This is a genomic window from Oceanihabitans sediminis, from assembly GCF_003337215.1.
Taxonomy (GTDB): domain Bacteria; phylum Bacteroidota; class Bacteroidia; order Flavobacteriales; family Flavobacteriaceae; genus Oceanihabitans; species Oceanihabitans sediminis.
On record NZ_QPIG01000002.1, the window covers coordinates 66,544 to 89,063 of the forward strand.

At 32.3% G+C, this 22,520-nt stretch carries 19 protein-coding genes; 10 read left to right on the top strand and 9 right to left on the bottom strand.

Annotation, left to right across the window (positions count from 1 at the left end; genetic code table 11):
- Positions 1-37: 37 nt before the first annotated feature.
- A complete protein-coding gene (locus DU428_RS06055) occupies positions 38-529 on the bottom strand; it encodes a hypothetical protein (RefSeq protein ID WP_113966152.1) in 492 nt (163 codons plus the stop codon).
- Between the two features lie 135 nt (positions 530-664).
- Here DU428_RS06055 and DU428_RS06060 point away from each other — a divergent pair, with 135 nt between their 5' ends.
- From DU428_RS06060 to DU428_RS06085, 6 genes are all read left to right on the top strand, one after another.
- The gene (locus DU428_RS06060) at positions 665-3,592 is read left to right on the top strand and encodes an FAD-binding and (Fe-S)-binding domain-containing protein (RefSeq protein ID WP_113966151.1); all 2,928 of its coding nucleotides are present in this window, start codon (positions 665-667) and stop codon (positions 3,590-3,592) included.
- A 58-nt stretch (positions 3,593-3,650) separates the two neighbouring features.
- Positions 3,651-4,712, top strand: a complete 1,062-nt coding sequence (gene aroC / locus DU428_RS06065) for a chorismate synthase (RefSeq protein WP_113966150.1) — start codon at positions 3,651-3,653, stop codon at positions 4,710-4,712.
- 59 nt (positions 4,713-4,771) lie between these two features.
- Complete coding sequence (locus DU428_RS06070) at positions 4,772-6,217, top strand: dicarboxylate/amino acid:cation symporter (protein WP_072349049.1); 1,446 nt, start codon at positions 4,772-4,774, stop codon at positions 6,215-6,217.
- A 57-nt stretch (positions 6,218-6,274) separates the two neighbouring features.
- The gene (locus DU428_RS06075) at positions 6,275-7,114 is read left to right on the top strand and encodes a sulfurtransferase (RefSeq protein ID WP_072349050.1); all 840 of its coding nucleotides are present in this window, start codon (positions 6,275-6,277) and stop codon (positions 7,112-7,114) included.
- A gap of 206 nt (positions 7,115-7,320) precedes the next feature.
- Positions 7,321-7,575, top strand: coding sequence for a hypothetical protein (locus DU428_RS06080; RefSeq protein ID WP_072349051.1), 255 nt, complete (start codon positions 7,321-7,323; stop codon positions 7,573-7,575).
- Positions 7,576-7,587: 12 nt separating this feature from the next.
- Complete coding sequence (locus DU428_RS06085; protein WP_113966149.1) at positions 7,588-7,944, top strand: hypothetical protein; 357 nt, start codon at positions 7,588-7,590, stop codon at positions 7,942-7,944.
- Here DU428_RS06085 and DU428_RS06090 read toward each other — a convergent pair.
- Together DU428_RS06090 and DU428_RS06095 are read right to left on the bottom strand one after the other, a co-directional pair.
- The gene (locus DU428_RS06090; protein WP_072349053.1) at positions 7,941-8,357 is read right to left on the bottom strand and encodes a thiol-disulfide oxidoreductase DCC family protein; all 417 of its coding nucleotides are present in this window, start codon (positions 8,355-8,357) and stop codon (positions 7,941-7,943) included. The two genes, DU428_RS06085 and DU428_RS06090, sit on opposite strands and share 4 nt — an antisense overlap.
- A gap of 5 nt (positions 8,358-8,362) precedes the next feature.
- The gene (locus DU428_RS06095; protein WP_072349054.1) at positions 8,363-10,528 is read right to left on the bottom strand and encodes an endonuclease MutS2; all 2,166 of its coding nucleotides are present in this window, start codon (positions 10,526-10,528) and stop codon (positions 8,363-8,365) included.
- Positions 10,529-10,662: 134 nt separating this feature from the next.
- Between DU428_RS06095 and DU428_RS06100 the strand changes: the two genes are divergently transcribed.
- The gene (locus DU428_RS06100) at positions 10,663-11,613 is read left to right on the top strand and encodes an alpha/beta fold hydrolase (protein ID WP_072349055.1); all 951 of its coding nucleotides are present in this window, start codon (positions 10,663-10,665) and stop codon (positions 11,611-11,613) included.
- Between the two features lie 2 nt (positions 11,614-11,615).
- Here DU428_RS06100 and DU428_RS06105 read toward each other — a convergent pair whose 3' ends face one another.
- Complete coding sequence (locus DU428_RS06105; RefSeq protein WP_113966148.1) at positions 11,616-13,112, bottom strand: YfcC family protein; 1,497 nt, start codon at positions 13,110-13,112, stop codon at positions 11,616-11,618.
- A gap of 73 nt (positions 13,113-13,185) precedes the next feature.
- On the opposite strand from DU428_RS06105, the gene DU428_RS06110 reads away from it, so the two are divergent.
- Entirely contained in the window at positions 13,186-13,857 is a 672-nt protein-coding gene (locus DU428_RS06110; protein WP_113966147.1) for a uracil-DNA glycosylase, read from the top strand.
- A gap of 280 nt (positions 13,858-14,137) precedes the next feature.
- Here DU428_RS06110 and DU428_RS06115 read toward each other — a convergent pair whose 3' ends face one another.
- The 5 genes from DU428_RS06115 to DU428_RS06135 are packed head-to-tail and all read right to left on the bottom strand — an operon-like array spanning position 14,138 to position 18,125.
- Entirely contained in the window at positions 14,138-14,992 is an 855-nt protein-coding gene (locus DU428_RS06115) for a substrate-binding domain-containing protein (protein ID WP_113966146.1), read from the bottom strand.
- A gap of 48 nt (positions 14,993-15,040) precedes the next feature.
- On the bottom strand, positions 15,041-15,910 hold the full coding sequence (locus DU428_RS06120) for a nucleoside phosphorylase (protein WP_113966145.1): 870 nt from the start codon (positions 15,908-15,910) through the stop codon (positions 15,041-15,043).
- Positions 15,900-16,841, bottom strand: a complete 942-nt coding sequence (locus tag DU428_RS06125) for a DUF1835 domain-containing protein (RefSeq protein WP_072349060.1) — start codon at positions 16,839-16,841, stop codon at positions 15,900-15,902. Before DU428_RS06125 ends, DU428_RS06120 begins: the two co-directional genes overlap by 11 nt.
- Complete coding sequence (locus DU428_RS06130) at positions 16,841-17,170, bottom strand: translation initiation factor (protein WP_072349061.1); 330 nt, start codon at positions 17,168-17,170, stop codon at positions 16,841-16,843. The genes DU428_RS06125 and DU428_RS06130 overlap by 1 nt, the downstream gene beginning before the upstream one ends.
- 4 nt (positions 17,171-17,174) lie before the next feature.
- The gene (locus DU428_RS06135; protein WP_113966144.1) at positions 17,175-18,125 is read right to left on the bottom strand and encodes an isopenicillin N synthase family dioxygenase; all 951 of its coding nucleotides are present in this window, start codon (positions 18,123-18,125) and stop codon (positions 17,175-17,177) included.
- Between the two features lie 136 nt (positions 18,126-18,261).
- Here DU428_RS06135 and DU428_RS06140 point away from each other — a divergent pair, with 136 nt between their 5' ends.
- Both DU428_RS06140 and DU428_RS13645 read left to right on the top strand, forming a co-directional pair.
- Entirely contained in the window at positions 18,262-20,241 is a 1,980-nt protein-coding gene (locus DU428_RS06140) for an alpha-ketoacid dehydrogenase subunit alpha/beta (RefSeq protein ID WP_113966143.1), read from the top strand.
- Positions 20,242-20,274: 33 nt separating this feature from the next.
- Positions 20,275-22,437, top strand: a complete 2,163-nt coding sequence (locus DU428_RS13645) for a S9 family peptidase (protein WP_113966142.1) — start codon at positions 20,275-20,277, stop codon at positions 22,435-22,437.
- The last annotated feature ends 83 nt before the right edge of the window (positions 22,438-22,520 follow it).

Consider the following 22,520-nt stretch of genomic DNA (forward strand, 5'->3'; position numbering starts at 1 on the left):
TAAAAAGTGGTCTTTAATATGTAAATCATTTTGTTTTTTAGAAAGTATATCTAGCTGAGATACCTACATCAAAGTCTAAATCATCGTTGTCATATCTTTCGTCTCCTAGACCAAATTCAGGTCTAACATCAAATGACAATAATAATGGGAAGTCGAATTTATATTCGATACCAACATTACCAGATAAGAAAACAAATGAATCTTTATAATCTTTGTGTCCTGGAACATCATGTTTGTAAGCTCCAAAACCTGCACCAGGACCAGCATACCAGTTGAAACCTCCGTCAATGTTCCATACCCATTGGTAAATACCTGCTAGTTTAAATCCATTGTAATTTTTCCCGTCTTTTATTCCTAAATCTAACTCTATTCGATTTGTTTCAAAGACAGCTCTTTGATAAGTAACTTCTGCACCAAAACCTTTACTATCTCCTAAACGAAGTCCAATAGCGTTTTCTGAAATTTCTTGTGCGTTACTTGTTGCTACAAAGCCTACACAGGCTAATGCTAATAAAAACAATTTCTTCATAATTCTATAATGTTTTAAGTTCTATGAAATATAACAAATCTTCCTACATAGTGTAAAAAAAATAATGTAAATGTTTTGTTAATATTGAACTACAAAGTGTAATTTTAAACCATCATACATTTTCTCCCAATTATAATGAAAATAGCAGTTAAAAAGGCATTAAGGAATATAGAACAACAATTAGAAGGCGACTTGCTTTTTGATAATTTAACACGTTCTATTTATGCAACAGATGCTTCTGTATATAGAAAACTACCCTTAGCTGTCGCTTATCCTAAAAACGAAAATGATATTAAACTACTTATTCGTTTTGCTACAGAAAATAAAACATCTTTAATTCCTAGAACAGCTGGAACATCTTTAGCTGGTCAATGTGTTGGAGATGGTATTGTTGTTGATGTTTCAAAGTATTTTACCAATATCATAAAATTAGATGAAGAAGCACAAACCGTTATAGTGCAACCAGGAGTTGTTAGAGATGAGCTAAATAATTACTTAAAACCATTTGGTTTATTTTTTGGGCCAAACACTTCCACATCTAACCGATGTATGATTGGTGGTATGGTTGGTAATAACTCTTCGGGAACAACTTCTATTCAATATGGTGTTACACGCGATAAAGTTTTAGAATTAAAAACGATTCTTAGTGATGGAAGTGAGGTTATTTTCAAAGATTTGTCCGCTGAAGATTTCACAAGAAAAACAAAGCTTGAGACTTTAGAAGGAGAGATATATAATACCCTTTTTACGGAATTAGCTTCAGAAGAAGTAAAGCAGCAAATAAAAAGTGAATTTCCAAACCCTGAAATCCATAGAAGAAATACCGGTTATGCTATTGACGAATTAATCCAATCGGAAGTTTTTAATTCTTCAAATGAAAAATTCAATATGTGTAAACTACTTTCTGGTAGCGAAGGAACTTTAGCTTTTAGCACACAAATCACTTTAAAGCTAGATAAACTTCCTCCTGCAGAGAGTATCATGGTTGCAGCACATTTCAATAGTATTTCAGACTGTTTAAAAAGCGTGGAGTCTGTGATGCAACACGATTTACATACCTGTGAAATGATGGATAAAACCATTTTAGATTTAACCAAACACAACAAAGCACAAGAAGCCAATAGAAGTTTTGTCCAAGGAGAACCACAGGCTATTTTAATGTGTGAAGTTAAAGGTGACACTATAGAAATTGTAAATTCTAAAGCAGATAAACTTTTAAAAACACTTAAAGAACAAGCCTTAAGCTATGCAAATCCTTTATTGGTAGGAGATGAAATCACTAAAGCTATTGAGTTAAGGAAGGCAGGTCTTGGTTTATTAGGAAATATTATAGGGGATAAAAAAGCTGTTGCTTGTATTGAAGACACTGCCGTAGCGCTATCAGATTTAGCAAATTTTATAGAAGAATTTACTTCTTTAATGAAAAACTATAATCAAGAAGCAGTTTATTATGCACATGCTGGCGCCGGAGAATTGCATCTACGCCCAATACTTAATCTTAAGAAAAAAGAAGATGTAGCGCTTTTTAGAAAAATCACTTCAGATGTTGCCAAGCTAGTTAAAAAATATAAAGGTTCTATGAGTGGGGAGCATGGTGATGGAATTGTGAGAGCGGAGTTTATTCCTATAATGATTGGTGAAGCTAACTATGAAATCTTAAAACGAATCAAAAAAGCTTTTGACCCTAATAATATTTTCAATCCAGGGAAAATTGTTGATGCACTTCCTATGGATGAAAACCTAAGATATGAGGTAGATAGGGAAGAACCGGTAATAGAAACCCTACTAGATTTTTCAAAATCAGATGGAATACTTCGTGAAGCTGAAAAATGCAATGGTTCGGGTGATTGCAGAAAGCTTCCGGAGTTTGGAGGAACTATGTGTCCTAGTTATCGAGCTACTAGAAACGAGAAAGACACAACAAGAGCTAGAGCAAATGCATTAAGGGAGTTTTTAACGCATTCGGAAAAATCAAATAAATTTAATCATAAAGAATTAAAAGACATTTTCGATTTATGTTTAAACTGTAAAGCCTGCGCTAGTGAATGTCCAAGTAGTGTAGATGTCGCTAGTTTAAAAGCAGAATTTTTATACCAATATCAGAAGGAAAATGGCGTTTCTCTACGTACTAAATTGTTTGCTTATAATAACAAATTAAACCAATTTGGAAGTCGTTTGCCAAGACTAACAAATTTTATATTTTCAAATGATTTTACGTCTTCCATTTTAAAAAAATCATTCGGAATTGCAAAAGAAAGAAGTCTTCCATTAATATCAACTAAAAGTTTAAGTAAAACAACTTTAAACACTTCAAATAAGGAATTTAAAAATAAATATATTAAAACTATTTACTTGTTTAATGATGAATTCACAAACTTCTTAGATACTCAAATAGGCATAGATGCTATCGAACTTTTGAATAGGCTAAACTATAAAGTTGAATTAATAAATCATGAAGAATCTGGACGTTCCTTTATTTCTAAAGGGCTGCTAGAAGAAGCAAAAATACTTGCCAATAAAAACGTTCAGATTTTTAAGGAAATTATTTCTTTAGAAACGCCTTTAATCGGAATAGAACCTTCTGCTATTTACACATTCAAAGATGAATATATTCGATTAGCCGACGACAAAGCTTCCGCTGAAAAAATTTCAAAAAACACTTTTTTAATCGAAGAATTTCTTCAACAAGAAATAAAGTCAGGAAATATCACCTCCTCACAATTCACGGAAGAAACCAAAAATATAAAGTTTCATGGTCATTGTCATCAAAAAGCCATGTCAAATCAACTAGCAAGTTTTGAAGTTTTAAATCTTCCAAAAAACTATAAAGTTACTATCATACCAAGCGGATGTTGTGGTATGGCAGGTAGTTTTGGTTATGAAAAAGAGCATTATTATATAAGCATGCAAATTGGTGAGCAAACCCTTTTTCCTGCAATACGCAAAGCAGAAGTTACAACCATCATAGCTGCAAACGGAACTAGTTGTCGCCACCAAATTAAAGATGGCACAAATCGTATCGCTTTGCACCCCATAAGTATATTAAAAGATGCTTTACTATAATTTTCATTTCTGTAATAATAAATTTACTTTAGCGACTCAAATAACTATTTTTTAGATAATGGCAGGGAATTCTTACGGAAACATATTCAAACTTACTACTTTTGGCGAATCTCACGGAGAAGCTATAGGCGGTGTTATTGATGGTTGTCCTCCAGGATTGACCTTAGATTTTGAAGCTATTCAAAAAGAATTAAACCGAAGAAAACCAGGACAGTCTGAAATAGTAACCCAAAGAAAAGAAGCTGATACCGTAGAATTTCTTTCGGGAATTTTTGAAGGAAAAACAACAGGAACGCCTATTGGTTTTTTTATAAAAAACGCCAATCAGAAATCTAAAGATTATTCCCATATTCAAGATGTTTACCGCCCTAGTCATGCAGATTTCACTTATCAAAACAAATACGGAATCCGTGATTATAGAGGAGGAGGACGTAGTTCTGCTCGAGAAACAGCTTGTAGAGTTGTTGCTGGAGCAATTGCAAAACAAGTTATAAAAGACATACAGATTCATGCATTTACTTCTTCCGTAGGAGAAATTTTTATAGACAAGCCTTATCAGGCTTTAGATTTTTCTAAAACGGAAAACAATATCGTTCGTTGTCCGGATGAATCTTCAGCTGAAAAAATGATTTCTAAAATCAAAGAAATTAGAAAAGAAGGAGATACTATTGGAGGTACTATAACCTGTGTGTTACAAAACGTACCAATCGGACTTGGTGAACCAGTTTTTGATAAATTACAAGCCGAACTAGGTAAAGCAATGCTTTCAATCAATGCTGTTAAAGGCTTTGAGTACGGAAGTGGGTTTTGCGGAGCCAAGATGAAAGGTAGTGAGCATAATGATTTATTTAACGAAGACGGAAGTACTAAATCCAACCTTTCTGGGGGAATTCAAGGCGGAATTAGCAACGGAATGGATATTTATTTCCGAGTAGCCTTTAAGCCGGTTGCTACGATTATGCAAAAACAAGAAACTATAAATACCAAAGGAGAAATTGTAGAAATGCAAGGAAAAGGAAGACACGACCCTTGTGTGGTACTTCGTGCTGTTCCTATAGTTGAGGCTATGGCTGCATTGGTGATAGCAGATTTTTTCTTATTAAATAAACTATACAAATAACAAAAATATAATAGAGACATTCTTCCCTTCTAGAAGATTTACGAAGAACAAATAAACGTATGAAAAAACTAGCATTACATTGGAAAATTATTATTGGTATGGTACTCGGTATCATTTGGGCTTTAATTTCAAGCTCAATGGGTTGGAGTTCTTTTACCATTAATTGGATTGATCCATTTGGAACTATTTTTATTAATTTATTGAAGCTTATTGCTGTGCCTTTAGTATTATTCTCCATTATTGGAGGTGTTGCAAATATTGGTGATCCTTCTAGCTTAGGTAGAATGGGAGGTAAGACGCTAGGAACCTATCTACTTACAACTATAATGGCTATATCACTAGGATTACTATTGGTAAATGTATTTCAACCAGGGAAACTAATTGATGGGCAAAGCAGAATTGATAATAGAATTAGCTATGAAATTTGGGCAGATTCTCAAGGTTATCAAATTAAAGATGGTATAAACTACTTACAGAAACCGGAGTTTTTTGAAAGAGCTCAGCAAATTTCAAAATTATCTAATAGCGAATTAAAAGAAGCTGCAGTTGCGGCTAAACTAGAAACCGTAAAGAAGCGTAAAGAAACAACTCCATTACAACCTTTAGTAGATATTGTACCAAGTAACTTTTTTCATTCTTTATCTAACAATGGTTTAATGCTTCAAATCATCTTTTTTGCAGTGTTTTTTGGTATTTGTTTGTTATTTATTCCTTCAGATAAATCAAAACCAGTATTAAACCTTGTAGACGGGATTAATGAAGTATTCCTTAAAATGGTAGATATTGTTATGCAGGCAGCTCCGTTTTTTGTTTTCGCTTTATTAGCGGGAGTTGTTAGCAAAATGGCTGGTGATGATATTGGGAAGGTAGTTGAAATTTTCAAGGGATTAAGCTGGTATTCTTTAACGGTACTTCTAGGTTTATTATTAATGATTTTTGTTATTTATCCGTTGATTTTAAAAGCTTTTGTAAAGAAAATATCATACAAAGGATTCTTTAAAGCTATGAGTCCAGCACAGACTTTAGCTTTTTCTACTTCAAGTAGTGCTGCAACCCTTCCTGTTACCATGGAATGTGTTGAGCAAAACTTAGGAGTGAATAAAAAAATAAGCAGTTTTGTTTTACCTATTGGAGCAACTGTAAATATGGATGGAACAAGTATGTACCAAGCTATTGCTGTTATTTTCTTAGCACAATTACACATGATAGATTTAACCTTAGGCCAACAAATAACTGTTGTTTTAACAGCGACTTTGGCTTCTATTGGTTCGGCAGCAGTACCAAGTGCAGGTTTAGTAATGTTAATTATTGTATTAGATTCTGTAGGATTAAATCCTGCTTGGATAGCTATTATTTTCCCTGTAGATAGAATTTTAGATATGTTTAGAACTGTTGTAAACGTTACTGGAGATGCTACTGTTTGTTCTATAATTGCTGATGGAGAAGGGATGTTAGACTATAATGAAACAGAAAACCCAACGGAAACGTTTGATTTAGATTCATAAACTATTTTAGGGTTAAACGAAGTTCAAGAAGCATTAAAAACTTAATATTTTGAAACAATGTCTAAGCTAGAATTAGAAACGTCTGTAGTCTCTACAACTTGGTTATATAATAACCTAGATGCTGAAAATATAATTATTTTAAATGCTACAATTCCTAAAGTAACTAGTGAAGATAGGGAAGACTCAGAAGTATTTCAAATTTCTAATACTAGGTTTTTCGATATTAAGAATAAGTTTAGTGACGTTGATGGAGAATTCCCAAGTACATTTCCATCCTCTGAACAATTTGAAACTTCTGCTCAAGAATTAGGAATTAATTCGGATTCTGTGATAATTGTTTATGATGAAAAAGGAATTTACTCTAGCGCTAGAGCTTGGTATTTATTTAAGGCATTTGGTCATAAACAAGTTGCTGTTTTAAATGGCGGTTTACCTGCTTGGAAAGATGAAAAATTTCCCTTAGAAAAGAAACAAAATAACATAAAAGTCGCTACTGGAAATTTTCAAGCAAAACTACAAGCTCGTTATATGGTGTTTTTTGAAGATATCTTAAAAATTCAAGACGATTCCAATTACACGATTATAGATGCTAGATCATCAGATAGATTTCAATCTCTTACACCAGAACCAAGAGCAGGCTTAAGAAGTGGAACTATACCAAATTCTAAAAACCTTCCCTTTACAACTTTACTGCAAGGTCAAAAACTTTTGCCAAAAACATATTTAGAAAAAGCATTTAAAGAAGTAACAGATAAAAATGAAAAACTCGTTTTTTCTTGTGGTTCTGGTATTACTGCATGTGTTTTGGCACTTGGAGCAAACGTTTTAGGTTACAAAAACACAGCTGTTTACGATGGTTCTTGGACAGAATACGGAAGTTTAGTTAAGAAGAGTTAGTCGAAGCTTTACTTACAGCTATTACATTTTCTCAAAATTATTCTCTTCTAGATAAAAGGCAATTCCTCAGTATTTAAGATATAAAACATGTAGTTTATCGATGATTTTTGCAGAAATTTAATCCTCAACTAATATCTCTGCTTTATATCGATATAATTTCTAAATACTCCTTTCTGTGTGTATTTTCGCGTCAGTTAAAAAAATCTATGAAAATATTAGTTGCCTTTTTTTTATTAAATGTTTCATTTTTAGCAGCACAAGATAATGTTGCTTTAAATTCTTTACCTGTTCAACCTATAGTAGTTAATGAAATTTCTGAACCAGTTTTAGAAGATTTAATAATTATTTCAGAAGAAACCTTATTAACAAAAAAGAAGTCTTTTAAAACTATTATTGAAGATACTCTTTCTGGTAGAAAATACTTAATATTTAATATTGATAAGTACACGAAACTTTGCTAATAAAGTAATTTGATGAAAAATATTTTATTCGTTTTTCTACTAATCACTTCCGTTTTGTCTTGCACTAATAATATTTCAGAGCAACAAACAAACATTCATGAATTAACTGGAACTTGGGAACGTTCTGATTCTAACACAACTTTACAAAACACCATTGTTTTTAATGAAGATTTCACAGGAATAAAAACTTCATTTAAAAAAGATGGAGATTTCATGATTTCAAATGCTTCAGATTTTGAATGGATAGCTTCAGAAAGTCAATTGACTATAAATCTTTACGAAGAAATTCAAACTTCTTATTTCTTTAATGAAGAGGGACAGTTGGTTTTATCTGCACTTTCTACAATTCCTTATAATAAAATAGATTAGCTTAAAAATTTAGCTTTTAGTTCAGGACTAGGAACCATACAGGCTTCCTTTTTACCATACCATTTATATCTGTTTTTCGCTATATAACTATATACCCAGTTTCTAATAAAAGTAGGTGCTATTAAAAACACTACCATTAAGTTGTTAGGAAAGTCTAAATCCTTTGCAATTAATAAGGCTGCTGTAGATTTTATTTTTAGACCATTATTTTTTGAATAGAGAAGAATAGAATCTGTTTTATTGGTATCAATCTGAAATTCATCCATGATACTTCTTCCTAAGTCACTTTGCAAGGAGGCAAACCTGAAAAGATCTTTCTTGTCATGTTTAATCACATACTGAACAGAACTATTACAGAGGTTACACACCCCATCGAATAAGATTAATTTTTTATGTTCAGGTAATGGTTGCATACAAGTTATTTTACTGCTTCTACAAGTTCTAACATTTCTAAGCTAACGTTTGTGGTAAAAATACCATAATTCACTATAGCCTTGTTTTTCTCTATGGCATCAATGCTTCCTATAGCTCGACCATCTTCCATACGAACGCGATCACCAACTTTTAGTATAGGCTTCGGTTTTTCAGGAACAATAGCTTTTTTCTTGTTTTCCTTTTTCTTTTTTCTAATTACTTCAACTTTCTTTTCAACTTCTTTCTTTACTTTAATTTCCTTAGCTTTTATAGATTTTTTTTGCTTAGGGGAAACTTTCTTCCGTTTAGAATTTTCAATTTGAACAAGCTTAAACAGTTCGGAATACAATTCTTTCTTTTTCTTGTTTTCGAAGAACTTTTCAGCAATATCATTAACTTTTTGACCTAAATAAATTAGTCGTTGGTTACTATCATATAACTCCTGATAGCTTTCTAGTTTCTTCTGTATTTTAGAATTAATTTCTTCTAACTTATCTGCTTCCTCTAGTTTCTTTTTTTCGTTTTGTTTTAAAGATTGCCCTGTTTTTTCTAGCTTACTTCGTTCTTTTTGAAGCTTAGCAATAGTAGCATCAAAGCGCACTTTACCACGTTCAATTTTCTTTTTAGATCTATTGATTAAACTATACGGAATACCGTTTTTCTGAGCAACTTCAAAAGTAAATGAACTTCCGGCGTTACCTATAACTAGTTTATAAATTGGTTCTAAACTTTTTTCGTCAAAAAGCATATTAGCATTTTGCATATAGGGTAGCTCATTTGCTAATAACTTTAAATTAGAATAATGTGTTGTTATGATTCCGAAGGCTTCACGATGATAAAATTCTTCTAAAAATGTTTCTGCTAAGGCACCTCCAAGTTCTGGGTCGGAACCTGTACCAAATTCATCAATTAAAAAAAGCGTGTTTTTGTTACACTTTTTTAAGAAATAGTTCATTTGTTTCAGCCTATAACTGTAAGTACTCAAATGATTTTCTATAGATTGATTATCTCCAATATCGCTTAATACCCTATCAAACAAACACACCGAACTTCGTTCGTGCACCGGAATCAACATTCCGCTTTGTAGCATTACTTGTAATAGTCCAACCGTTTTTAGTGTGATACTTTTCCCTCCTGCATTAGGTCCCGAAATAACGATAATTCTACTGTCTTGCTTTAATTCTATAGTTTGCGGGAAGGTTTCTTGTTTCTTTTCTAAATTATTTAGATACAATAATGGGTGGTATGCATCACGCAAAAACAAAGTTCTATCCTCATTAATTTCAGGAAGAATTGCATTCATTGATTTAGCATACTTTGCCTTTGCAGCAACAACATCTATAGTAATTAAAAAATCTTGATACTGTTCAATTAAAGGAGAAAATGGCCTAATGAAATTTGTAATATCCTTTAAGATTCTTACAATTTCTTCAGATTCTTCAAACTCTAAATTATTTAATTCTCGTGTATATCGTAAAGTTGCTTCTGGTTCAATATAAACGATGCTTCCTGTTTTACTGCTTCCCATAATAGAACCTTTAACCTTACGCCTGTACATAGCTTTTACAGCAAGTACGCGTTTGTTATCTACTACAGATTCGCGTATATCATCTAGATATTCTAATTGATTATAGCTATTTAATGCAGAAGTAAAACTCTGATTAATTTGTCCTTTTAGCTTATTAATATTTTGTCTAATATCATAAAGTAGGGCAGAGGCCTCATCTTTTATATCCCCAAATCTATCTACATTTGCGTCTACTTTTTCAATAATCTCTTTTGTAACTTCTATATGAGAAGCATACTCACTTAAGTTTGGATAATATTCTTCAAACTTCTTCAAAAACTTTACAATTTCATTACTTGTAGAAGAAATAGCCGCTATTTTTTTTAGGCTATAAATCTCTAAGAAAGTATTTTCAATTTTAAGAAGCTTTAATTCTTTTTCTACAGTATCAAATCCATGATTAGGAATTCTGTTATCATTATAAAAAGAAGCTAAATATTCGTTTACTAATTTTAAAGCCAGCTGTAGCTCTTCCTTTGTTTTATAAGGTCTAATTTCTAAAGCTTTTGCATTACCTAAAGGAGTAATACAAAGTTCGCTTACTTGCTGTAAAACAGTAGAAAACTCTAAATCTTGTAATGTTTTTTTATGTATGTTAATCATATATATGATCCGATAATTTATATAATTATAGGAGGTTGTATTGTGCTTATTATTGTTCTTTTAAGGCATAACAAAGTTAGTTATAATGTTGAATAAATTATAACTAGATTTGTATGAATTAATAAAGATTCAATATGAAAAATATATTCTTCCTTTTTGTTTTTCTTTTAAGCCTTAGTTGTGCTAACGAATTTGATAAATACAAAGAAAGACCAAAGTATATAACGGAAGCTTCTGCTAGTGATAAAGCCTATTTTGAAGCATATGACAAAACTTTACAGCTTTGGGATGTATCTTATGAAGAATTATATATTCCAACTACAGATGGTATAGCGCATGTTATTGTTAGCGGTCCAAAAAGTGGAGAGCCACTAGTGCTTCTTCACGGAATGAATGCTAGTTCTACCATGTGGTATCCAAATATTCAATCTCTTTCAGAAAATCACCGTGTATATGCAATTGATTTTCTTTTAGAGCCTGGGAAATCCTATTTGTACAAGGACATGGAAAGTATAGACAAAGTAATAGACTGGTATAAAGAAGTGCTTTTCGTTTTAAAACTAGATAGTTATCATGTTATTGGTGCTTCCCGTGGTGGATGGCTTTCTGTTAAACTAGCTCTTGAAAATCAGCATGAAATTAAAAGTTTAGTATTGCTGAGTCCTGCACAAACTTTTTCATGGATAAGACCAAGTGAAGGATTGCTAAAAAATATTGTTTCGCTTCTTTCTTCTAAAGAAAAAAGAATAGAGCAAAGTTTAAAAACCATGTCAAGTAATGTAGACAATATTAGTGACGCATATTTAGAGCAATATTATATTGGCACAGAAAAAGATTCTGTAAATAAGTTTCTAATCAATATGAAACCATTTCCTAATGATGTTCTTAAGACTTTACAAATGCCAGTTTTAGTTTTAATAGGAGATGACGATATCATTAATACTGAAAAAACTATAGAGATTGTAAAAACGCTACCTAAAGGTAAAGGAGAAATTATAAAAAATGCTGGACACTTTTTATCTATTGACCAAGCTGAGGAGGTAAATAAAAAAATGCTCGATTTTTTAAATAATCTTCCTGATTAAATTTACGATATATAAACCAATACCGTCATTACAATTAGGGTAAACACAGTCATTATAATCATTAATGGCATGATAAATTTTAACCATTTATTAAAACCAACTTTAACTACAGCAAGAGAAGCTAATATTAAACCTGTTGGATTAATAAAATAGAATAGCCCTAAACCGTATTGGTAAGCATTTACAACGATATCTCTACCAACTCCAACGGTATCTGCTAATGGAGCCATTATTGGCATAGTTAACACCGCCATTCCAGATGAACTAGGGATGAAGAAGGAAAGTCCTCCATAAATCATTGTCATAACACTTGCAAAAACACCTTTATGCATTCCGGTTGTCATATCACTTGCGTAGTATAGCATGGTATCGCTAATTAGTCCGTCACTCATAATTACAGTCACACCACGTGCAATCCCAATAATTAAAGCCACTCCTAATAAGTCGCTAGCTCCTCTTACAAAAGTATCTACAAAATCTGATTCTTTAATTTGAGAAATAATTCCTATTAAAATAGCACCAACTAAGAAAGTTGAAGTCATTTCTATAAACCACCAATCTAGCATAGAAACTCCAACAATCATAATGATAAAACAAGCAGCAAAAACAAATAATGCCAATCTTAAACGAGTAGTGAACTTAACTTCAGTTTTATTAGAATTACCAAAAAGATCTTCAATTTGCTGTTTTTGATCATAAATTATAGACTTTGTAGGGTCTGCTTTTACTCTTTTAGCATAACGCATGATATAAGCAATACAAATTGTTAATGAAAGCCCAAGCATAATTACTCTTCCAACCAATCCTGTAGTCCAATTAATTCCTGCTGCATCACTAGCAATAATAGTACTAAAAGGGTTAATAGTAGAGCACATTGTACCTATAGAAGAGCCTAAAAATATACAGGCAATACCTACAAGTGCATCATATTTTGCAGCTAGAAAAACCGGAATTAAGATAGGGAAGAAGGCAATGGTTTCTTCTGCCAATCCAAAGGTAGTTCCTCCAAAAGCAATAAGCGTTGTAACTAAGATAATAAGTATAAATTCTTTTCCTTTTAAAGCCTTCGCTAGCCAACCAATACCAGCATCAAAAGCTCCAGTACTATTAATAATACCTATAAGTCCACCAATAATTAAAACTAAGAAAATAATATCTGCAGCTTCAATAATTCCTCTAATTGGTGATTTTATAAACTCAAAAACACCTTGAGGTTTAGACTCTAGTTGGTTATAAGTATTAGGAATATTAATTGCCTTATAAATATCTCCGTTAGTAAATTTTTCTAATGGAATTTTAATATTTAAAGTTTCCAAAGTTTCTTGAGTTGCGGGAAGTGTAGTTTCTTCAACTAAACTAACTCGAGTAAATGTATCTGCATCTTTATCGTAATCTAAAGTATCATATTTTCCTGCTGGAACGATCCAAGTTAATAGCGTTACTAAACCAGCAATTATTAGTAGTATAGTTTGAGCAGTTGGAAATTTTAAATTTTTCATAAATATAGATGCTGAAATTTTATCAAGATTAAAGATAGTATTATTTTAGACTATCATAAATTTAAAATGGAAAATGCTGGCAAATATAAGCACTAGTTGGAAAAAACACTTAGAAGAAGAATTAAAAAAAACATATTTTAAATCTCTTTTAGAGTTTATCACGGAAGAATATAAAAATGAAGAATGCTTTCCTAAAGAAGAAGCTATTTTTAACGCCTTTAATTTATGTCCTTTTGAAGCTGTAAAAGTCGTTATAATTGGGCAAGATCCTTATCATGATGTCGGGCAAGCTAATGGTTTATGCTTTAGTGTTAATAATGGAGTGCCATTTCCGCCTTCCTTAAAGAATATTTTTAAAGAGTTAGAAACAGATTTACAAATTCCGTATCCTGATACTGGTAATCTAGAACCTTGGGCTAAGCAAGGGGTTTTATTACTGAATGCGACCTTAACTGTTAGAGCACACCAAGCAGGTTCACATCAAAAAAAGGGTTGGGAAACCTTTACAGATGAAGTTATTAAATTAATAAGCGATAAAAAAGAAGGGGTAGTATTTTTGTTATGGGGAGGTTTTGCTAAAAAGAAAGCGAAGCTAATAGATAAAAATAAACATCATATACTTACATCAGGACACCCATCGCCTTTAAGTGCAAATAGAGGATATTGGTTTGGTAATAAGCATTTTAGTAAAACTAACTACCTGTTGCAGAAAACTGGGGAGAAACCTCTTCTTTGGAGTTTATAACCCGTATAACTTTTCGAACTGTTTGAGATTTTACTCTGTCCTTTTTCTCTTTTGTTGTTCTATTACAACTAAACTTAAGTAATATAAAGTTTATTGCAATAAGACAAATGAGAATGTAAATGATTGTTAATAGCATAAGCAACATCTTTTTGCATTTAGTAAAACTAAATAACAATATTGGTTACTTAAACTTAACAAAAATTAACACAAATAAAAAATCAAATTGTTGTAAGACAGTTTTTTAGGGATGAAATACAAAATATTCAAAATAAATTTTGATTTATAATTTGGTAACTAACTTATTATAATCCCATTTTTCTGGAATTATATCTAATGCAAGCAATTGATCTTGAACATTTTCTATTGTTTTCTTATCAATAACTTCTTGAGACCATTCTGTTAATTCTAACCATTCTTGAACATCTTCTAGTTTTTGCTCATATCTATTTGCAATAGTAGCGTCTATTCTAGGAATATCTTTAAAGTCTGTAGTTGTTTCGTTTATAATATTTAAGATGGTTTTTACATCCTCTTTATTATTTTCTAAAAACTCCTTTCTTACTGCAATAACAAAACAAGGCCATGGAGAAGGGCAGTTGCCTATTCTTCTAAAAACACCTTCATCTACCAAAGGTTTAGTGGTAAATTTTTCCCATAGAAAATAATCTGCAACTTCCTTTGTTAATCCTTCTACAGCTCCATCTAAATCTTTAATAACTTCAAAATCTAAATCTTTTTCTAAATTCCAATTATTATTTTGAGCATTAATATAAGCCATTAAATGAGAACCCGAACCATATCGGCTAATAGCAGCTTTAGTTCCTTTCAAATCTTCTACGCTATGATAATTTGAATCTTTTGCAACATGAATTCCCCAAATTAAAGGCGAAGCAACAAATGTTTGAATAATGGCACTTGGATTTCCATCAATAATATCTTTGATAATTCCTTCTGTAAGAATTACTGCCATGTCTATTTCTCCTTCACGAAGGGCTTTAGACATTTCACCAGAACCTCCAAAATAATCTTTCCAACGAAGATTTATTCCTTCGTCTTTATATTCACCATTTTTAAGCGTTAAGTACCATGCTAAATTAAAATGCTCTGGTACACCTCCAATATTTATTGTTTTCATATGTTTCCGCGAAAGCGGTAATGTCTTTAATTCTTTTAAATAGAACGATTATTCGGCTAATTTATCTAAAGTATAAGTGATTAATTTGTTTACAACCGCTTTTGGATCTTTACTAAACTCACCTGTTGCTCTATTGGCAATAATAGCATTCATAGATAGTGCTTGATGACCTAATAATTTTGCTAAACCATATATAGCAGATGTTTCCATCTCTAAATTTGAAATTCTAAATTCTTTATAATTAAAAGTATCTAACTTATTATTTAATTCACTGTCTTGAAGCGCTAACCGTAAAACTCTACCTTGTGCTCCGTAAAATCCTCCTGCAGTAGCGGTAATCCCTTTATAAATCTCAGTACTATCTAATAAGTCTGCTAGTTTCTTGCTATTACTTATAATTAAAGGTCTTGCTTTTTCTGAACTCCAATTAGTATATGAAATAAAAGCATCCTCAATTTCTGAATTGGTAATATTGTCTAATTTGTACGAATGCAACATACCGTTCATATCTAAGCCATGCGAACTCATTACAAATGCATCTACCGGAATGTCTTTTTGAAGCGAGCCAGAAGTACCAACACGAACAATGTTTAAACTTGTAAGCTCCTTTTTAACTTGTCTTGTTTCTAGGTTGATATTGACTAACGCATCTAATTCGTTTAGCACAATATCAATATTATCGGGACCAATACCTGTAGAAATCACAGAAATACGTTTTCCCTTGTAAGTACCCGTTTGGGTTTTAAATTCTCTTTTTTGAATAGTAAACTCGATAGTATCAAAATGCTTTGTAATTCTTTCTACGCGATCTTGATCACCTACAAAAATAATATCCTTAGCAATATGCTCTGGTCTTAAATTCAAATGGTAAACACTACCATCTGGGTTTAAAATAAGTTCAGATTCTTTAATTTGCATGTAATATAGTTTTAATGAGTTTATTTTCTTTTTTATTGAATAGATAATCTAATCGATTTACCTCTCCAAATTGCATGTTATCATTTATTTCTGAAGCATAGTTACGTTGATTCAACAACACTTCATATCCTTTTCTATTAAGCTTGATACTGTCTTCTTCCTGGATAAAAAATAAGGAGAGTTTATCTATAACTCGCATTAATTGTATATCGCTAAAGCCATAATAACCCTGATAATTTAAAGCATAACCAAGTAAATGATGCCTTGATTTTACTTCGTACTTATCAAGTATTTTAATAATGTTATGTTCTAGTTCACTCAAACCGTTTACCGAATCTGGAAATCTTTTTAGATGAGCTTTTAAACAGATACTTAAATATTCAAAAGTAGATTGCTCGGTAATAAATGGTTTGAGTAAATTATGGTCGCTACCACAGTATACTTCCCAAATATTAGATGCAAATTCTTTATCTTCTTTTGATAAATAAATACGCTCTTTAAAATGTTCATCTATCTGAAAAGCCGTTAATTCCGTTAAAGCCTTTAGGTTTTCTTCTCCAGGAATCCTTCCACTACAAACTAATGAAATTGGTTTCTTAATTTGCTTTTCTCTTAACAAACTAATAATAGCCAACATATTAATATGGCAGAATAAATCATATTCAAACCATAAAACAATTTCAGAATAATTAGAGATATTATCTAGCTTCTGTAATTCGGTTTTATATTTCTGCTCGTCAATTTCAATTTGGTAAAACTCCTTTAAAAAGTCTTTTCGTACTTTTAAAAAAGCATCTGAATCGATCTTCACTTTTGTAGGCCCTTCGCATAACATTTCATGCCAAGTAAGATATTCTCCCTTATAATCTAACTCTATTAAGTAATTAGTTAAATTACCACCATTAGTTATATGAAGAATATTCTTTGTCATTAACCACCTACGCGCTTTACATTAAAACCTTTTTCTTTTAGCATAGTCATGATTTTATCACGATAATCACCTTGAATAATAATTTTATCGTCTTTAAAACTTCCACCAACACTTAGTTTGGTTTTCAGCTCTTTTGCTAATGCTTTAAAATCTTCTGTCGCTCCAGTATAACCATCTAAAATAGTAACAGGTTTCCCTTTGCGTTTTTCGTATTTACAAAGTATCGGGTCGTCTTGAAGCCAAATATCATTTTCATTGCTATTATCTACTTCAGGTTCTTCTTGAACATGCTCTGGAAACAAGTTTTTAAGCTGATCTTGTAAATCCATGAATTTATTTTTTTATCAGTCCTAAGTCAACAAGACGTTCATGTAAAAATTCCCCAGCTGTGATATCGTCAAATTGCTTAGGATTTTCTTTATCTATACAACTTTCTAAAACATTTAGTTTCATATCACTTACCGGATGCATAAAAAACGGAATAGAATAACGTGATGTTCCCCAAAGTTCTCTTGGCGGATTAATTACACGGTGAATGGTAGATTTTAATTTATTGTTGGTGTGACGTGATAACATATCTCCAACGTTAATCATTAATTCATCAGGTTCTGCAATGGCATCAATCCATTCTCCATCGTGTCTTTGCACTTGTAAACCTCTTCCTTGGGCACCCATTAAAAGCGTGATTAAGTTTATATCACCATGAGCAGCTGCACGAACGGCGTTTTTAGGTTCGTTAACAATAGGAGGGTAGTGAATTGGTCTTAATATAGAGTTTCCGTTATGAATATAATTATCAAAATAAGTTTCTTCTAAATTAAGATGTAAAGCTAGAGCACGTAAAACATATTTTGCTGTTTTTTCAAGCATTCTATATGTTTCTTTTCCAATTCTATTAAATTCAGGTAACTCTTCAACAGTTACATTTTCCGGGTATTCTTCTTCTAATTTAGGGTTGTTTTCTACCCACTGACCAAAATGCCAAAATTCTTTTAAGTCTCCTTCTTTTTTTCCTTTTGCACTTTCTTTTCCAAAAGAAATATAACCGCGTTGTCCGCCAATTCCTTCAATTTCATATTTCTGCTTGGTTTCTAACGGAAGGTCGAAGAAGTTTTTTACTTCACTATATAAATTATCAACTAAAGTGTCATCTAAGAAATGACCTTTAAGCGCTACAAATCCTATTTCTTCATATGCTTTACCAATTTCATCAACAAATTTTTGTTTTCTTTTTGGGTCTCCTGAAACGAAGTCACTCAGGTTCACACTAGGTATTCTGTCCATAATCGTTTATTTATAAGTCGAAATACAAATGTAACGAAATTCTTCAGTAAAATTAAACTAAATAGACACATAACGTGAAAAATTAGTTACTTTTGGTTTTATAAAAACTAAGGTATTGGAAACAATTTCTACAACTATGATTAGCTACAAAAAAGAAGGTTTAAAAGATGAAACCTTATTAGAGTTATACACAAGCATGCTGAAGCCTAGGCTTATAGAAGAGAAAATGCTTATTTTATTACGTCAAGGAAAAATCTCAAAATGGTTCTCTGGAATTGGTCAAGAAGCTATTTCTGTTGGTGTTACAAAAGCCATGAAAACAGAAGAATACATCTTACCTATGCACAGAAACCTAGGGGTTTTTACCACGCGGGAAATACCACTACGCCGACTTTTTGCTCAATGGCAAGGAAAAGCAAGCGGTTTTACTAAAGGAAGAGACAGAAGTTTCCACTTCGGGACGCAAGAATATAATATTGTTGGAATGATTTCTCATCTTGGACCACAACTTGGGGTTGCAGATGGTATTGCACTAGCAAGTAAATTAAATAATAAAAACCAAGTAACTGCTGTATTTACAGGAGAAGGAGGTACTAGTGAAGGAGATTTCCACGAAGCTCTAAACGTTGCTTCCGTATGGCAATTACCTGTTTTATTCTGTATTGAGAATAATGGTTACGGATTATCAACACCAACAAGTGAGCAATACAACTGTAAGGATTTAGCAGATAGAGCTATTGGTTACGGAATGGAAAGTCATATTATTGATGGAAATAATATTTTAGAGGTTTACAATAAAATAAGCGTTCTTGCTGAAGATATCCGTAAAAATCCTCGTCCGGTTTTACTGGAGTTTAAAACTTTTAGAATGCGTGGACACGAAGAGGCTAGCGGAACTAAATATGTTCCTCAAGAATTAATGGACACTTGGGCAAAGAAAGATCCTTTAGATAACTATAAAAGTTTCTTATTTGAAAACGGTATTCTAACAGAAGCTTTAGACGAGAAGTTTAGAGCTGAAATTAAAACTGAAATTGATAATGCTCTAGCCGAAGCAGAAGCAGAAAAACCTATTGTTCCTTCTGAAACAGAAGAGTTAAATGATGTTTATCAAAACCACACATACCAAGAAGTTACACCTAATAGTACTACAGAAGAAATTCGTTTAATCGATGCGATTTCTCAAGGTTTAAAGCAAAGCATGGAGCGCCACGATGACTTAGTTATTATGGGGCAAGATATTGCAGATTATGGTGGAGTTTTCAAAATAACAGATGGTTTTGTAGATGCCTTTGGTAAAGATAGAGTTAGAAATACACCAATCTGTGAGTCTGCAATTGTTGAAACAGGAATGGGACTTTCTATAGCAGGTATGAAAAGTGTTGTAGAAATGCAGTTTGCAGATTTTGTTACTTCAGGATTTAACCCGGTAGTAAACTATTTAGCAAAATCACATTATAGATGGAACCAAAATGCAGATGTTGTTGTAAGAATGCCTTGCGGAGCAGGAGTTGCTGCAGGACCTTTTCATAGTCAGACAAATGAAGCTTGGTTTACAAAAACACCTGGATTAAAAGTAGTATATCCTGCTTTCCCTTATGATGCTAAAGGACTTTTAGCTTCAGCAATTAACGACCCGAATCCTGTATTATTCTTCGAGCATAAAGCTCTATACAGAAGCATTCGTCAAGAAGTACCAACAGATTATTTCACCTTGCCACTTGGTAAAGCTTCTCTCTTAAGAGAAGGAAATGACATTACTATAATTGCTTATGGTGCAGCTGTTCATTGGGCACTAAAAACATTAGATAAGCACGAAGATATTCAAGCAGACCTTATTGATTTACGCTCGCTGCAACCTTTAGACACCGATGCTATTTATGCTTCAGTTAAAAAGACAGGAAAAGCTATCATCTTACAAGAGGATTCTTTATTTGGTGGAATTGCTAGTGATATTTCTGCATTAATTATGGAAAACTGTTTCGAACAACTAGATGCTCCAGTAAAACGTGTAGCTAGTATGGAAACACCAATTCCATTCATCAACCAGCTTGAAGACCAGTATTTATCAAGAGATAAATTTGAAGGCGAATTATTAAAATTATTAGAGTACTAGTAGTTTCTAAGTAACATATTCAATAAACATATTATGAAAAAAACAATGTATACACTTTGTGTATTAGCTTTAGTTGCTACCAGCTGTAAAATGGAAGAAAAGCAAACGGCAACCAATAATGTAGATGCTCCAGTTGCTAAAAAGATTCCTAAAGACTTAGTTGCCCATGGCGAAACTCGTACAGACAATTACTTTTGGATGCGTTTAAGTGACGAACAAAAAAATGCAGAAACACCAGATGCGCAAACGCAAGATGTTTTAGATTACCTAAAAGCTGAAAATGAGTTTTTAACTAAAACAATGAGTCATACAGAGCAATTGCAACAAAAGCTTTATGACGAAATGGTTAATAGAATAAAAAAAGACGATGCTTCGGTTCCTGTAACAGACAACGGATATTCTTACTATGTGCGTTATGAAGAGGGAGAAGATTACGCTTTATTTTGTAGAACAATAGTAGGGGAGGACACTAAGGAAGAAATCATCCTTAACGGTCCAAAAATGGCAAAAGGTCATGCCTATTACGGCATTGGTTCACGTAGTGTTAGTCCTAATAACGAACTAATGGCTTTTGGTATTGACACTATTTCAAGACGTCAATACACTATCTATTTTAAAGATTTAAAAACAGGAGAACTTTTATCAGACAAACTGAGTAATACAGGTGGTTCTGCAGTTTGGGCAAATGACAATAAAACAGTTTTTTATACCACTAAGGATCCTGAAACTTTAAGACAAAATAAAATTTTTAAACACACTTTAGGAACAGACCAATCAGAAGATGTTTTGGTTTACGAAGAAAAAGACGAAACCTTTAGATGTGGTGTATGGAAATCTAAATCGAATGCTTATTTATTCATAGGAAGCTTCCAAACGCTTTCAACTGAAATTCAATATTTAGATGCAAACACCCCAAATGGAGATTGGAAAATTGTGCAACCAAGAGAAAAAGATTTAGAATATTCGGTAGATCATTATGCTGACCACTTTTATATTCGCACCAATCTAGATGCAAATAACTTCCGTTTAGTTAAAACGCCACTTAACAAAACAACCAAAGAAAACTGGGTAGATGTTATTCCTCATAATAAAGAGGTTTACTTAGCAGGTGTAGAACTATTTAAAAATTATTTAGTTCTTGAAGAACGTAAAAATGGTTTAATGCATATTCGAGTTAATAGCTGGAAAGGTGAGGAGCATTACATACCTTTTAATGACCCTGCTTATGTAGCGTATACAACTTCTAACATAGACTTTGATACAGATTTATTGCGTTTCAATTATTCGTCATTAACAACTCCTTTTACCAATTACGAATATGATATGAACACTAAAACTTCTAAAGTTTTAAAACAAGAAGAAGTTTTAGACCCTAATTTTTCAACAGAAAACTACGTTTCAGAACGTAAATTTGCTACTGCAAAAGACGGAACAAAAGTGCCTGTTTCTATCGTTTATAAAAAAGGATTAGAGAAAAACGGAAAAAACCCATTATTGCTTTATGCTTATGGATCTTACGGAAGTAGTACAGACCCTAACTTTAGCTCTACGCGATTAAGTTTATTAGATAGAGGTTTCGTTTACGCTATTGCGCATGTTCGTGGTGGACAAGAAATGGGACGTGATTGGTATGAAGATGGTAAACTTTTAAAGAAGAAAAACACTTTTACAGACTTTATTGATTGTGGTGAGTTTTTAATTGAAGAAGGCTATACAAACAGCAAACAATTATATGCTTATGGCGGAAGCGCTGGAGGATTATTAATGGGAGCAATCATCAATATGAAACCAGAATTATGGAATGGTGTTGTAGCAGCTGTACCTTTTGTAGATGTAGTTTCTACAATGTTAGATGAAACTATTCCACTAACAACTTTCGAATTTGATGAGTGGGGTAATCCGAAAGAAAAAGAATATTACGATTATATGATGTCTTATTCTCCTTATGATAATATTGAAGCTAAAGATTATCCTAATTTATTAATTACTACAGGATACTGGGATAGCCAAGTGCAATATTGGGAGCCAGCTAAATGGATTGCCAAATTACGTGAGCTAAAAACAGACGACAATCTTCTTATCATGGATTGTAATATGGAAACTGGTCACGGAGGTGCATCTGGTCGTTTTGAGCGCTATAAACGATTAGCGCTAACTTATAGCTTCCTTCTAGATTTAGAAGGAATAAAAAAATAACAACAAAGAAAGTCTAGTGTAAAAGCTAGACTTTTTTTTTATATAAGCAGTTATAAATTTTTAAAAAAACTAATCATTTTTCT